Origin of the sequence: Salmonella sp. 32010601201800023SM (assembly GCF_017572235.1) — a bacterium.
Lineage (GTDB): Bacteria > Pseudomonadota > Gammaproteobacteria > Enterobacterales > Enterobacteriaceae > Salmonella > Salmonella enterica.
The window spans coordinates 141,616-156,833 of record NZ_JAGEQS010000002.1 but is presented as its reverse complement, the minus strand read 5'-3'; the positions used below and the strand labels follow the sequence as shown (position 1 = coordinate 156,833).

The window sequence follows — 15,218 nt, the reverse complement described above, 5'->3', positions numbered from 1 at the left end:
GAACAGCCGTTAAGTTATGCAAATTCCACTGGTGCTTTCACGTTGCCTAAATGAATGGCATCAAGGGCAATCATTTTCTCTTCATTCGTGGGAATAACAGCGCAAATAACCTGAGAAGGGTTAGCGGAAATAATGCGCTCGCCGTGAGAATTCGGCTGCTTATTCATTTCAACGTCTAACGTAAGCCCCAGCACGCCCAGATGTTCAATGACCAACTGGCGAATTAATACTGAATTTTCACCAATACCGCCGGTAAAAATAATGCCATCCAGCCGATGTAACGATGCCGCGTGTCCGGCAATGTGACGGGCGATACGGTGGACAAACGTTTTTATCGCTAACCGGGCGCGCTCATGTCCTTCGTGCCAGGCTTTTTCCAGGACTCTAAGGTCGGATGACAACCCGGAGATGCCGAGCAAACCGGACTCTTTATTCACCACTCGCTCCAGATCGCTCAACGTCTGCCCGGTTTCTTTGGCTATCCACGCCATCGCGCCGAAATCAACGTCGCCACTGCGAGTGCCCATCATCAGCCCCTCAAGCGGCGTCATCCCCATTGAGGTATCCACGCTCTGACCATTGCGTACCGCGCAGATAGACGCCCCATTGCCCAGATGCGCGACAATCAGACCCGAGTTTTTTTCATCGAGGTCAAGCAGTTCATACGCGCGCCGCGAAACATAGCGATGCGACGTACCGTGAAAGCCGTAGCGACGCACACCCAGGCTGGAAAAATATTCCCACGGCAATCCGTACAAATAGGCTTCCGGCGCCAGCGTCTGGTGGAAACTGGTATCAAATACCGCCACCTGACGCACGGCCGGGAAAAGGTGCCGCGCCGCGTCAATGCCGCTTAAATTAGCGTAATTATGCAGCGGCGCTAAAGGTGATACCCGACGAATATTATCGATAATCTCATCGGTAATAATGACGGACTGCGTAAATAGCTCTCCACCGTGCGCGATACGGTGACCAATTAATGCCACGCTATCCGTTAAATCACGTTTTTCCAGCTCAAAGGCAATGGCTTTTAACGCGTCCTCATAATTAGAGTGCGCGAGGTTTATCGGCTTATCGCCATTAATAGATAAAAAGGCGTTTTCAGTATTCATCCCATCTGCTATTCCCGCCATTAAAACATCACAGGTAGCGACATCCAGTACAGAGAATTTGATAGAAGATGATCCGCAATTAATGACCAGAACGACCGGAAATTCATTCATGTAGTGCCTCCGTCGATGTCAGCCTGCGTCCACGCCCTGGGGCGGAACGCAGGCTAAACGTGAGGATTAGAACAATTTGTAGACAATATTCAGGATGGTCAGCAGACCAATCAGGGTGACGAACACGTTATCCAGACGACCACGGTACTTCGCCAGCGACGGCGCTTTACGAATGGCGTACATCGGCAGCAGGCATAACAGCGAGGCGATAATCGGCGCGCCCATCGCTTCAATCAGGTCCAGAATGTTCGGGTTTGCGTAAGCTACGACCCAGGTAGACCCCATAATGAAGATCATGCTGATGGTGTTAAGCTTGCCCATAGAGACTTTGGTTTTATCGCCTTTATAACCGAATTTCAGCACCAGGCCGTTCAGCCCTTCCAGCGTCCCCAGGTAGTGACCGAAGAAAGATTTGAAAATAGCAACCAGCGCGATGATAGACGCGCCATACTCCAGCACCGTTGCAAAAGTAGATTTTGTCCCCGACAAAGAGGCGAAATGGTTGGCCAGGTAGGAAAGTACCGGAATGTTCTGCGCTTTCGCATCCGCCATGTTCTGTGGAGAGAGCGTAAACAGGCAGCTAAAGGCGAAGAACATCACCACGGCGACCATCAGCATACTGGCGCGCGAGATGATCTGTGAACATTTACGCTCGGTAAATTCGCGGCCAAACTCTTTCTCATACTCTTCCCGCTTAGACACCACGAAGGAAGAGACGATGGGCGAAAAGTTAAAGGAGAACACCATGATAGAGATGCCCAGCCACACCGTAACCAGTATGCCATCGTGCCCGGTCAGCGCGATATTACTGAGATCAACCTGATCGATAACCGCCGAGTTCCAGTAAGGAATCAGCGATAATGAGATTAGCACCAGGCTGGCGATAAACGGCCATACCAGGTAACTCATCACCTTAACCATCAGATCTTTACCAAACCAGATCACAAAGGCCATCAGCAGCAGCAAGAACAGCGCCACGAAACCGCGATTCAACGCTGGCATCTGCAACTGGTTTTCCCAAAACGTCATGAACGTGTTAGTGATGGTGACGCCATAAATCCACAGCAGCGGACAAATCGCAAAGAAGTAAAGGAACGTGATAACTACCCCGCCCGTTTTACCAAAGTGCTCTTCGACCGTTTCCGTAATATTGCCGGACGGATTAGATCCGGATAAACACAGACGCGCCAGCGCCCGGTGACAATAGAACGCAATGGGGTAAGCTAAAACCAGCATCAGCAGAATGGGGATAAGCCCGCCAAACCCGGCGCGGATAGGGAAAAACAGCACCCCGGCGCCAATGGCGGTACCAAATAAACCCAGCGTCCACGTCGTGTCCGATTTACGCCATGACGACTGTTTTGCCTGGCTGGATACAATGCTATCAGTAGTACTCATATCCTATCCTCACGAAAAGATTAAGCGTCAACTAAACCCGTAATTTGTGATACACGAGAAAGATCGATATTGCCGCCAGAAATAATACTGACCGTTTTTCTGTTCTGAATATGGCTATCTAATTTCCCGCTTAATAGTGCGGCGCAGGCCAGAGCGCCAGCGCCTTCAGTAATAACCTTATTGCGCTGAATTAAAGCGATCATGCTGTTACGAATTTCATCTTCGCTAACCAGAACAATGTCATCGACTAATTCACGAACAATTTCATAGGTTAAATTACCCGGGCGGGAGACATCACAACCATCCGCCAGGGTGCCGGTCGTTCGGTGCGTGGTTATTTCGCCAGCGTAATAAGACGCCGCCATACCGTGAACATTTTCGGCCTGTACGCCGATAACTTTAATGGTCGGGTTAATCGATTTAATCGCAATGGCAATACCTGCAATTAAACCACCGCCGCCAATAGGCACGATGACATTATCGACATCGTACAGATCTTCCATAATTTCCAGACCAATAGTGCCCTGCCCGGCAATGACTTTTGGATCGTCGTAAGGCGGAATAAAAATGCGGCCTTCGGTTTCGACAATTTCACTCACCTTAGCAATGGTGTCATTGAAGTTGTCACCGTGGAGCACCACTTCCGCCGAATAATCACAGGTGGCCGCCACTTTTGACTTTGGCGCGCCCTTCGGCATCACGACTTTGCCGTCAATACCCAGCATTGCGCAAGAAAGAGAAACGCCCTGTGCATGATTACCTGCGGAACAGGCCACGACGCCTTTACGTTTTTCCGCCTCCGTTAACGAGCTAAGTTTGTTAAAAGCGCCACGAATTTTAAATGAACCCGTACGCTGCATATTTTCAAACTTGAGAAATATTTCGCCTTTGCAACGTTCACTAAAATAGTTAGAGCGAGGCATTCCCGTTTTATATATCTTCCCCGCCAGTCTTTTTTTCGCTTCGAGGATATCTTCAATTGCAACCGGGAGATCGTATGTAATGTGCATTATAACCTCTTAACCTGGGTATTAAAAATAAGTTACCGTTGCCCACTGTTCAAAAGAAACAGGTGACGTCAATTTCGCTAAATATGTTTATTCCATATCATTCAATTTCTATTAACTGCCTGCGTCTGCATCCATTATATGATGAATATTGTTTAGCCAATTCTACTAATACTGAAGCGGCTTTTTTGATACGATAATTTTTAGACCATACCGCCGCATAACGTGCGACGGGTAACGTGTCTTTGATTGGTATCGTGATAAATTGATTAGAGCCAAAAGGCGTGGTCATATCGCAGGGAATAACAGTTAAGAAATCAGCATTGAGAACAAGATTATATATTGTGACAACGGAATCTGTTTTAACAATGTTTTCGATGTTGATGCCATTTCGTTGTAGAGTGGTGAGTAATTCGCTGTAGTAGCCCATATTCGTTTGCGGCAACACCCACTGTTCGTCTTTTAACGATTCCAGTGTGATGGTGCCGGTGCATGTTCGGGACTTGCTGGCTACCAGGACAAACTCTGATTCAAACAGCGGCTCGACATGCAGATCCTGTAGTTGCATTTCATTACTGAGCGTACCGATAGCAAAGTCCAGCCGCCCGTCGCGCAGGGCCGGCAGGAATGAAGAGAGCTGGGCTTCGTACATGGATACCTGTGCTTTTGGAAAGCCCTCTTTGAACTTATGAATCATATCGGACATGAAGGTAAAGCCAATCAGCGAAGGAAAGCCAAACGAGACGTCGACAACGGTATTGCACGTCATACTGTTCATCTCGTTGATCATGTTTTTCATTTCGCGGGTGATAGATTCAGACCAGGAAAGCAGTACCTGTCCCGCTTCGGTCAACGTAACGCCGGTATTTTTACGTACAATTAGCTCAACGCCAAAATAGGCCTCAACATCGCTAATGATTTTACTGACGGCGGGTTGGGTTAACCCTAACGATTTTGCGGCAGAACCGATAGAACCACTTCTAATGACTTCCTGAAAGACCACCAAATGCTGTGTTTTAGGGAGAACAAGAGTATTCATATCTACCGCTCTGAAATAACATTGTGAACGGCAGGAAGTGTAGCAAATTAAATCTTAAAGGTTATGTGCGACCACTCACAAATTAACTTACCGCAGTTTTTACATGGTCTTTATTAAATAAAGAAAACCCATTACTTCAATGAGTTACAAAAACAAAACAGCAACTTAGCCTGATTTCAATCAAAAAACAGGGTCGGGATAACGATATATTATGGCGATAACCAGCCTATTTTATCTCCTATTTTCGACATCCCATGAAGACGATATTTCAATCAATTACGGGACATTTTATCGGCAATTCCAGCGTTAAATTTAAAGCGTAATTTCTCAAATTTAAGTATAAACCGAAGGTAAATGCGCTTAAAAACCGTTACGCGTCACATTTTTTTACCTTATTTGTTTGTAAAGAAACATTTAATAAAATTTTAACCAAAATATTTCATACATTTAATTTTCATTTACAACAAATAATTTACACCGCTTTCTTGCTGTTTTTCAGGATGTAATTTTGTGAAAGAAATCGATTGCTTTTCACTTCAACTAAAAAGAGCGCAATCCATAGCGTTTTGTGTTTCTCATCACAAAAACGAATAATATTATGTCACCACGGCTGTCAATTAATTGCCGAATGGTGACGCTGGCGTCTTCTGGAACCTCTATACCCCTCACCGGCCTGATAAGCAAAAACCCGCCAGCTTACACTGACGGGTTTTATGAAGAGGTGAAACTGACCGATAAGCCGCTTTCTTTTGGGTATAGCGTCGTGGACAGTCATTCATCCTGCCGCCCTGTAAAAGCAAAAACCCGCCGAAGCGGGTTTTATGAAGAAGTGAAACTGACCGATAAGCCGCTTTCTTTTGGGTATAGCGTCGTGGACTGTCATTCATCCTGTCGCCCGGTAAAAGCAAAAACCCGCCAGCTTACACTGACGGTTTTTTGCATGAAGAAGTGAAACTGACCGATAAGCCGGGTTCTGTCGTGGACAGTCATTCATCTAGGCCAGCAATCGCTCACTGGCTCAAGCAGCCTACCCGGGTTCAGTACGGGCCGTACCTTATGAACCCCTATTTGGCCTTGCTCCGGGTGGAGTTTACCGTGCCACGGACTGTTACCAGCCGCGCGGTGCGCTCTTACCGCACCCTTTCACCCTTACCTGATCCCACTTGCGTGGGCCATCGGCGGTTTGCTCTCTGTTGCACTGGTCGTGGGTTTCCCCCCCAGGCGTTACCTGGCACCCTGCCCTATGGAGCCCGGACTTTCCTCCCCTCCGCCCGTCTCCCCGAAAGGACGACGACGAAGCGGCGACTGTCTGGTCAGCTTCGGCGCGCAGTATAGAGGGTTCGCGCGACTTTGTCACCCTGCGCTGCGCATTCCTATCGCCAGAGCGGCAGCAACATTTCTGGATGCCCGATAAATATTGTCAAAAGCGCCCCGAAAAGCCTCCTCCAGCGTCACGATGCGCGTGAGTACGCTAAAGACAGCGTCGATGCCATAATGATGCACTATCCCTACATCGTGCGTCAGGCTGCCGGCAATGCCAATCACTGGCTTATGATATTTTTTCGCCACATTCGCGACGCCAATCGGCACTTTACCGCGAATACTTTGGCTATCAATCCGCCCTTCTCCCGTCACCACCAGCGTACAGTCGTGGATATGCTCCTCCAGATTCAGTGCCGCCGTGACAATTTCGATCCCGCTGCGTAATTCCGCACCGAGAAAAGCCATTAACGCCGCCCCCATACCGCCTGCCGCGCCTGCGCCGGGCGCCGCCTTTACGTCGACATTCAGCGATTTTTTTATGATGTCGGCATAGTGAGCAAGATTTCTGTCCAGCTCAACAATGTTCTCTTCGGTCGCGCCTTTCTGCGGCCCAAAAATTCGTGATGCGCCGTTGTCGCCGATCAGAGGATTAGAGACATCGCAAGCGACACGAATCGCGCAGAGTTTTAAACGGGGATCGAGCTCTGAAATATCAATGTCGCTTAGACAATGAAGGCTTCCGCCACCGTAACCGATATCCGCGCCGTTTGCATCGCGCAGTTTTGCGCCTAACGCCTGCATCATCCCTGCGCCGCCGTCATTTGTCGCGCTGCCGCCAATGCCGATAATGATATTGCTTGCGCCGCTTTCCAGCGCCTGCAATATCAGCTCCCCCGTTCCCCGCGAGGTTGTAATCAAAGGGTTGCGTTTTTCTGGCGGAACCAGCGCCAGTCCGCTGGCCGCCGCCATTTCAATAAACGCGGTTTTACCATCCCCGGACATTCCCCAGCAGGCTTTCACTTTTTCACCCAACGGCCCGGTCACCCATGCGGCGCGTTCAACGCCCTGCGTCGCGGCAATCATGGCTTCGACCGTTCCTTCGCCGCCATCGGCAACCGGAACAGAGACATATTGCGCATCGGGGAAAATTTCCCGAAATCCTTTTTCTATCGCCTGCGCTACCTCGGCGGCAGAAAGGCTTTCTTTGTAGGAGTCGGGGGCAATTACGATTTTCATAGTGGTAGCCTGTTACTGCACAACGCCGGATGGCGTTTCACTTATCCAGCCTGAAATTCAGGCCCGGATCGCTACACGCCATCCGGGCACAACGTCGTTAGCGAGTGACTTCCACTTTCGCCAGTTTTTCGTAGTAGCACGCCAGCGCGCTATGGTCGTCATTACCGTGTCCATCCGCGCGTAACGCCTGCATCATTTCCATAACGGCGGCGGTCAGCGGGAGCTGCGCGCCAACGCCGTGGGAGGTATCCAGCGCATTCGCCAGATCTTTAATGTGCAGATCGATACGGAAACCTGGCTTAAAGTTTCGGTCCATGACCATCGGCGCTTTCGCATCCAGTACCGTGCTGCCAGCCAGACCGCCGCGAATCGCCTGATAGACCAGATCCGGGTTGACGCCCGCTTTAGTCGCCAGCGTCAGCGCTTCAGACATGGCGGCGATATTCAACGCCACGATCACCTGGTTAGCCAGTTTTGTGACGTTGCCTGCGCCGATATCGCCGGTATGCACCACGGAACCCGCCATCGCTTTCATCAGGTCGTAGTACTTGTCGAAAATGGCTTTATCGCCCCCCACCATCACCGACAGCGTGCCATCAATCGCCTTCGGCTCGCCGCCGCTGACCGGCGCATCCAACATCTCAACGCCCTTCGCCTTCAGCGCATCGCTGATTTCACGGCTTGCCAGCGGCGCGATAGAACTCATATCAATCAATACGGTTCCTGGCTTCGCGCCTTCGATGATACCGTTCTCGCCCAGCGCAACCTCTTTCACATGCGGAGAGTTAGGCAGCATCGTGATGATGACGTCACACTGTTCAGCGATCGCCTTCGCCGTAGAGGCCGTTTCCGCGCCTGCGGCAATGACGTCAGCAATCGCTTCAGGATTACGATCGGACACCACCAGCGAATACCCTGCTTTCAGTAAGTTTTTGCTCATGGGCTTACCCATGATGCCTAAGCCAATAAAGCCAACTTTCATCGTCATAGCGTTCTCTCTTTCCATACCAGGATTATTTTTTAAAGGTGTCGGCAAGCTTCTGCGTGCTGGCGCGGAATGCGCCTAAATCGCTGCCAACGGCGACAAAGGTCGCGCCCCATTCCAGATAACGGCGGGCATCCGCCTCTACCGGCGCCAGAATGCCGCACGGTTTACCGTGCGCTTTAGCGCGGGCGAAAATATGTTGAATCGTCTGCTGCACGTCAGGGTGAGAAGCATTGCCGAGATGACCCAGCGCGGCGGCCAAATCGCTTGGGCCGACAAAAATGCCATCAACGCCTTCCGTTGCGGCGATGGCATCAACATTGTCGACACCCAACTGGCTTTCGATTTGAACAATAATGGTGATGTTTTTGTTCGACTGCGCAAAGTAATCAGGCACCGTACCGAACATATTCGCGCGGTGAGAAACGGAGACGCCGCGAATGCCTTCCGGCGGGTAACGCGTCGAGGCGACGGCGCGAGCCGCTTCCTCTTGCGTTTCAACAAAGGGGATCAGGAAATTATAAAACCCAATATCCAGCATCCGTTTGATAATGACCGGTTCATTGGTTGGCACACGTACTACAGGCGCGCTGGCGCTGCCTTTCAATGCCATTAACTGCGGAATTAAGGTGGTCACATCGTTCGGCGCATGTTCGCCATCCAGTACCAGCCAGTCAAATCCCGCCAGACCGAGAACTTCGGTGGTGATTGGGCTTGCCAGTGCAGACCAGCAGCCAATCTGCACCTGTTGCGCCGCCAGCGCCGCTTTAAACTTATTCGGGAAAATAGCGTTATTCATCGCTTATACCTTCGCTTATTTCTTTAATTCTCTACATGTGATGCCGCCACCATAACTTATAGCAACGACAATAAAATGCTTATCTGAAATCAGAATGGGTCTCCGCATTCTATTTCTAATGTGGTACACATCCTGTAGCACAATATACCGTTCTGATATCTTTATCGTCTTTTATTATTATCATGATATTTTCAAATAACTCGTCAGATACACTGAATTCGCCATTCAGTATAAACAGCCTATGGCGGATAATCATTGTGCAAACGCTCATTAAAAAGGGATTGTTTAACGCTTATTTTTGAGCATACGCCCATGATACTGGGCGCTAATGCACACATTTACGCTTTACCCGGCCTACATAAAAAATTTCATAATTTGCGGTGATCTGGATCACATTCTTATATTTATACTCCTGTCATTCTTATTTCATTATGCATGAACTTTATTTCTTATATTGAGATTTAACGATTTAACCATAACCAAAATAGATAATCCTATTTCTATCATCTAGGCTGGAGAATGTTGAACAATGGCCAATATCGAAATTCGCCAGGAATCGCCATCGGCGTTTTATATAAAAGTACATGAAACCGATAATGTCGCAATTATTGTTAATGACCACGGCCTTAAAGCCGGAACACGTTTTCCGGATGGCCTGGAACTGACTGAACATATTCCGCAAGGCCATAAAGTCGCTCTGACGGATATCCCCGCTCACGGCGAAATCATCCGTTATGGCGAAGTCATCGGTTATGCGGTACGCGACATCCCGCGCGGAAGCTGGATCGACGAGTCGCTGGTTGAACTGCCAAAAGCGCCGCCGCTGAATACGCTACCGCTGGCGACCAAAGTACCGGAACCGCTGCCGCCGCTGGAAGGCTACACGTTTGAGGGCTATCGTAACGCCGATGGCAGCGTCGGCACCAAAAATCTGCTTGGCATTACCACCAGCGTGCACTGTGTGGCGGGCGTGGTCGATTATGTGGTGAAAGTAATTGAGCGCGATCTCCTGCCCAAATACCCGAATGTCGATGGCGTTGTAGGGCTAAACCATCTGTACGGCTGCGGCGTGGCAATCAACGCGCCAGCGGCGGTCGTGCCGATTCGCACGATTCATAATATCGCGCTCAACCCCAATTTTGGCGGCGAAGTGATGGTGATTGGCCTCGGTTGCGAAAAACTGCAGCCGGAACGGCTGCTGGAAGGCACCGAGGATGTTCCCGCCATCGCCGTTGAAAGCGCCAGTATTGTGCGTTTACAGGACGAGCAGCATGTCGGCTTTAAATCAATGGTCGACGATATTTTGCGGGTCGCCGAACGCCATCTGACGAAACTGAACCAGCGCCAGCGCGAAACCTGCCCGGCCTCCGAGCTGGTCGTCGGGATGCAATGCGGCGGCAGCGATGCGTTTTCTGGCGTCACGGCAAACCCGGCGGTGGGTTATGCTTCCGATCTGCTGGTACGCTGCGGCGCGACCGTCATGTTCTCGGAGGTCACCGAAGTGCGCGATGCCATTCATCTTCTGACGCCGCGCGCCATCAACGAAGCCGTGGGTAAACGCCTACTGGATGAAATGGCCTGGTACGATAACTACCTTGATATGGGGAAAACCGATCGCAGCGCTAACCCGTCCCCCGGCAACAAAAAAGGCGGCCTGGCGAACGTCGTGGAAAAAGCGCTGGGCTCTATCGCTAAATCGGGTAAGAGCGCCATTGTCGAAGTATTGTCGCCGGGCCAGCGCCCCACCAAACGCGGCCTGATTTACGCCGCGACGCCCGCCAGCGATTTCGTCTGCGGCACGCAGCAGGTCGCTTCCGGCATTACCGTACAGGTCTTTACCACCGGACGCGGCACGCCGTACGGGCTGATGGCGGTGCCGGTCATTAAAATGGCGACGCGTACCGAGCTGGCGAACCGCTGGTATGACTTAATGGATATCAATGCAGGCACCATCGCCACGGGTGAAGAGACAATCGAAGATGTGGGCTGGAAGCTATTTCACTTTATTCTCGATGTCGCCAGCGGCCGGAAAAAGACTTTCTCAGATCAATGGGGATTGCATAACCAGCTGGCAGTGTTTAACCCGGCACCTGTGACCTGATCTATTCTGGAAAGCGCCTCGCAAAACATGGCTTAAGGGCCATGTTTTCATATGTTTGATAAACTGCGCCATGTTCATACCGGATATGGCAAAAACATCTAACCCACCATAAAACCATTCAAATTCAATAAATTGAAATTCTATGCCAGGCGCAACCTTACGTTTCTCACTAATTTGAGTCGCAGCACATGCAATTTGAGGTATGTCGAATATAACGACAGCCTATTAATCACCTTTACTTAATTCTGCTGCCTCATCAATTCTTTAATTTGTGCCAGCGTGGACGTGCCTTCCATCGGCCCACGCGCAGAGATAGCCAGCGATCCTGCGGCATTAGCATGGGCTAAAGCATCGGGTACGGAATATCCCGCAAGAAACAGGCTGACAAAGGTTGCGCCAAAGCAATCGCCAGCGCCTGTAGGATCAACCACCTTCACCGGATACCCAGCCACATGATGTTGTTCGTCTTTTGAATAGTAACTGGCTCCACGAGCGCCACGTTTAATGATGACATGGGCAATTCCACGCTTGTGAAGCCTTGCGACAATTTTCTCTTCATCGCGGGATTTGCTCAGGCCGAAATAATCCAGTTCGCCATCGCTTGGCAGGAAGAAATCCGTGTAGTCAAGAATATATTCAAAGGCCTGCGACATTTCGCGGATCTTTAGCATCTCTTTACGGATATTAGGATCGAAAGAAATTGTGCCACCATTTTCTTTTACAATGCTGATCGCCTTGCGTACGGCATCGATCAAACGAAAGGAAAATAATGATGATCCCATAATATGAAAGTGGCGATATTGCCTAAGTAATGTTTCATCAAGGTGGTCGGCACTCAGCAAACCGCACGCACTGTCCGGCATGTTGAAAATAAAATCTCGCTGGGCCTGGCTTCGGTAGCTGACAAAAGCACTGCCTGTTGTGGCGTTCGGCAGTACGGAAATTCCCTGTACATTTACGCCATCGCGCGACAAGCGGGTAATATTCATAACGCCAAAGGCATCGTTGCCAACACAGCTAAACAACAATGAACGAAAACCAAGTTTAGCAACCTGATCGGCAAATATGGCAGGCGCCCCACTGGGATACGGCCCCCAAAATTCCCCCGGTGAGGAAAATCCCTGGTTCTCTTTTTTTGCCAGAAACTCGACGAGCAATTCACCCAATGTTGCGATTGTTATGTTCATGCGTTGTCCTTCATCTTGCCTGATGCAGGGTCGGGTTTATCCAGGTCAGACATTCGTTATTGGTATAGCTGTTGGTTAAGCCGTCGGCCAGAAACCGTGAGTGGTACTCAGCGGCGACAATCTGTGGCGTAATAATCGCGCTCAGCGTATTCAGTTTTCCTACCGGATAACGCGCCACATCATGAATCGGACGCTGCGCCACCACGGCAATACTCTGTCCACTAAGGCGCAGGCATTCACTTAGCAAAGCAGCTGCACTTTCGTTTTTCACGTTGAGCGTGCCATCCTCGCTGATATGGTCCACCATCACCAGACAACATGACGGTTGAAATTGTTGCAAAGATTGGATGGCGATTTCGCCCCCCAACGCCTGACCACTATGCCCCAGTACACCGCCCAACAACACAATTTCACCATCGATATAATCACGGGCCGGTGCAACATGGCTAAGATCGTTGATGATAAGGCACAGATCCCGATAATCGCCCAGGAAAGGAAGCGCTTTACGCAACACCTCTCCGGCCCCCAGAAACACGGTATCGTCGTCGCAGACCAGACGGGCAACTTGCTTAGCCAGTTCAAGCTCTACGCTATGCTCTAACGCCTGCGACTGCACCACTTCATGGCTTACCGCTGCTCTGACGGGTTGGGCCGTGTAAATCGCTCCGCCAAAGGAGCGTTTCAGATAGCCTTGTTGCTCCAGGTAATTGAGATCATTACGGATCGTTACCCCTGAAACCGATAACATTTCAGCCAAATCGTCTACTTTTATTTCGCCGTTTTTACGGACGATTTCGGCAATGTCCAGACGCCTTTTCAACAGGCTGGTAGATGGTTTTGCCACAACATACCCTTTTTTTCCGCTTCGTCGGGAAGTTATCCCGTGCTTTAACTTTCATTTTTAAACTTCTGACAGGGGATGTCAATTTTGCACCACGTCACCGAATGCTCAATGGAAAACATCACAATAAAATCAAGTAATTATAGAATTTTCACATCTCCCATTTACTTACAAAACAAAATTTAAATCCACACTTTTTCTTTCATTTAAGAAAGATTATCCTGCTTTTGTGTTGATGATCACAATCATGTGTGGCAATGATCGTTACATTACTTTCAAAACGAAGGTTATTTTTATTTTAAACTTTAATTTCGAAAGTTATAAACGGAGACCACTATGTTCATTATTTCCAGTAAAAATATGCTCCAGAAGGCCCAGCATGCAGGCTATGCCGTGCCAGCCTTTAACATCCATAACCTGGAAACCTTGCAGGTGGTGGTAGAAACCGCCGCAGAAATGCGCTCACCGCTGATCGTTGCCGGAACACCAGGCACGTTTAGCTATGCCGGAATGGGTAACATTGTGGCGATCGCGGGCGATCTGGCTCGTGAATACAATCTGCCACTGGCCATTCATCTGGATCATCATGAATCGTTAGCCGATATTGAAAGCAAAGTTATGGCAGGGATTCGTTCAGTCATGATCGATGGTTCCCACTTTCCCTTTGAAGAGAATGTGGCGCTGGTGAAAAGCGTGGTCGATTTTTGCCATCGCTACGACACCAGCGTGGAGGCAGAACTGGGCCGCCTGGGTGGGATCGAAGATGATTTAGTGGTAGACAGCAAAGATGCCCTTTACACCAACCCACAGCAAGCACGTGAGTTTGTGGCGCGCACCGGCATTGATTCGCTGGCGGTTGCTATCGGCACGGCACACGGCATGTATGCCGCTGAACCTAAACTTGATTTTGAGCGACTGGCAGAAATACGCGCTCTGGTGGATATCCCTCTGGTATTGCATGGGGCATCTGGTTTGCCAGAAAGCGATATTCGCCAGGCCATCAGCCTTGGGGTATGCAAAGTCAATGTCGCCACCGAACTGAAAATCGCCTTCTCCGACGCCTTAAAAGAGTATTTCCTACAAAACCCGAAAGCCAATGATCCCCGCCACTATATGCAACCAGCAAAACAGGCGATGAAAGAGGTGGTACGCAAAGTAATTCATGTTTGCGGCTGTGAAGGGCAACTGTGAGGAATCGCCTGTGATCTACACGCTAACACTTAATAGCGCGATTGATATGAATATATTTAGCGATCCTTTACAGCCAAATATTGTCAATCGCACTCACCACACCGAGTTTTGCCCAAATGGTAAAGGGGTAAATGTTGCGCTGGTTCTGGATCACTTTCAAATACCTGCGCATATATTAGGCATTTTTGGTGGTTTCACCGGGCATTATATTGTAGAAAGCCTGCGTACCCGAAAAATGCCAGTCACACCAGCATGGGTAGAAGAACCCACGCGGATTAATATTTTCATTCATGACGGTAAGCAGGAATATAAACTGGTCAACCCTGGCTCATATATTCCAGATGAATGTAAACAACAAATTATCACGATTATTTCGCAACTGCCCGATGCAGACTATCTGGTGATAAGCGGCAGCCTGCCACAAGGTATTGAAAGCCGCTTTTACGCAGAAATTATGCATATTTGTCAGCAAAAAAATATCGGCGTAATTTTAGATATTAGTCATCCGTCATTACGTCAGTTACTGGAGTTCAAACCGTTATTAATTAAACCAAATGATGAAGAGGTTAAAGCAATATTCGGTTTAACTGTCTCTGACGACAATGATGCGAAAAATACTCTAACCACTTTACATGCACTTGGTGCACAAAATGTTCTGCTAACCCTTGGCGCTAAAGGAATGTATTTCTCCAATGGGATTGATTACTGGTTTTGTAGCGCGCCAACGGTTGATTTGGTGAGCTCCGCCTGTGCAGGCGATGCTGCACTGGCCGCCTTTCTCAGCCAGTGGTTATCTACAGGAGAAGTGGAATATGCCTTATCTCTTGCCAGTGCAACAGGAGCTGATGTCGCAAGTTCTGCCGGACTAGGCCAACTTGCGGCAATAGAAACCTTACTTTCGCAAATCCACGTCAGAAAGCTGTAGGTTAAATTACAATATAAGGTCTG

13 protein-coding genes and 1 other RNA gene are annotated in these 15,218 nt (G+C 49.4%); 4 read left to right on the top strand and 10 right to left on the bottom strand.

Annotated elements, in window-relative coordinates:
* Positions 1-14: 14 nt before the first annotated feature.
* From tdcD to tdcA, 4 genes are all read right to left on the bottom strand, one after another.
* A complete protein-coding gene (gene tdcD, locus J4617_RS08155; protein ID WP_001001855.1) occupies positions 15-1,223 on the bottom strand; it encodes a propionate kinase in 1,209 nt (402 codons plus the stop codon).
* Between the two features lie 66 nt (positions 1,224-1,289).
* A complete protein-coding gene (gene tdcC / locus J4617_RS08150) occupies positions 1,290-2,621 on the bottom strand; it encodes a threonine/serine transporter TdcC (RefSeq protein WP_000108129.1) in 1,332 nt (443 codons plus the stop codon).
* Positions 2,622-2,641: 20 nt separating this feature from the next.
* Positions 2,642-3,631, bottom strand: a complete 990-nt coding sequence (tdcB, locus tag J4617_RS08145; RefSeq protein ID WP_000548368.1) for a bifunctional threonine ammonia-lyase/L-serine ammonia-lyase TdcB — start codon at positions 3,629-3,631, stop codon at positions 2,642-2,644.
* 97 nt (positions 3,632-3,728) lie between these two features.
* Positions 3,729-4,667 (bottom strand): transcriptional regulator TdcA, encoded by a 939-nt coding sequence (tdcA, locus tag J4617_RS08140; protein ID WP_208290682.1) that lies wholly within the window; start codon positions 4,665-4,667, stop codon positions 3,729-3,731.
* A gap of 598 nt (positions 4,668-5,265) precedes the next feature.
* Between tdcA and J4617_RS08135 the strand changes: the two genes are divergently transcribed.
* Positions 5,266-5,619: a hypothetical protein gene (locus J4617_RS08135; protein ID WP_137975355.1), complete on the top strand. Its 354-nt coding sequence runs from the start codon at positions 5,266-5,268 to the stop codon at positions 5,617-5,619.
* Here J4617_RS08135 and rnpB read toward each other — a convergent pair.
* From rnpB to garL, 4 genes are all read right to left on the bottom strand, one after another.
* An RNA gene (rnpB, locus tag J4617_RS08130) (RNase P RNA component class A) lies at positions 5,614-5,988 on the bottom strand. The two genes, J4617_RS08135 and rnpB, sit on opposite strands and share 6 nt — an antisense overlap.
* 32 nt (positions 5,989-6,020) lie before the next feature.
* On the bottom strand, positions 6,021-7,166 hold the full coding sequence (garK, locus tag J4617_RS08125) for a glycerate 2-kinase (RefSeq protein ID WP_000706458.1): 1,146 nt from the start codon (positions 7,164-7,166) through the stop codon (positions 6,021-6,023).
* Between the two features lie 97 nt (positions 7,167-7,263).
* A complete protein-coding gene (garR, locus tag J4617_RS08120) occupies positions 7,264-8,154 on the bottom strand; it encodes a 2-hydroxy-3-oxopropionate reductase (RefSeq protein WP_000178106.1) in 891 nt (296 codons plus the stop codon).
* Between the two features lie 25 nt (positions 8,155-8,179).
* Positions 8,180-8,950, bottom strand: coding sequence for a 2-dehydro-3-deoxyglucarate aldolase (gene garL / locus J4617_RS08115; RefSeq protein ID WP_001057715.1), 771 nt, complete (start codon positions 8,948-8,950; stop codon positions 8,180-8,182).
* Positions 8,951-9,479: 529 nt separating this feature from the next.
* Between garL and garD the strand changes: the two genes are divergently transcribed.
* A complete protein-coding gene (garD, locus tag J4617_RS08110; protein WP_001273723.1) occupies positions 9,480-11,051 on the top strand; it encodes a galactarate dehydratase in 1,572 nt (523 codons plus the stop codon).
* Between the two features lie 239 nt (positions 11,052-11,290).
* Here garD and J4617_RS08105 read toward each other — a convergent pair whose 3' ends face one another.
* A complete protein-coding gene (locus J4617_RS08105) occupies positions 11,291-12,238 on the bottom strand; it encodes a sugar kinase (protein ID WP_001027807.1) in 948 nt (315 codons plus the stop codon).
* 10 nt (positions 12,239-12,248) lie between these two features.
* Positions 12,249-13,082, bottom strand: coding sequence for a DeoR/GlpR family DNA-binding transcription regulator (locus J4617_RS08100; RefSeq protein ID WP_001118363.1), 834 nt, complete (start codon positions 13,080-13,082; stop codon positions 12,249-12,251).
* A 333-nt stretch (positions 13,083-13,415) separates the two neighbouring features.
* Between J4617_RS08100 and J4617_RS08095 the strand changes: the two genes are divergently transcribed.
* The gene (locus J4617_RS08095) at positions 13,416-14,270 is read left to right on the top strand and encodes a tagatose bisphosphate family class II aldolase (protein ID WP_000469985.1); all 855 of its coding nucleotides are present in this window, start codon (positions 13,416-13,418) and stop codon (positions 14,268-14,270) included.
* Positions 14,271-14,280: 10 nt separating this feature from the next.
* Positions 14,281-15,195 carry a 1-phosphofructokinase gene (pfkB, locus tag J4617_RS08090; protein ID WP_001520582.1) on the top strand — a complete coding sequence of 305 codons (915 nt, stop codon included), beginning with the start codon at positions 14,281-14,283 and terminating at the stop codon, positions 15,193-15,195.
* Positions 15,196-15,218: the final 23 nt, after the last annotated feature.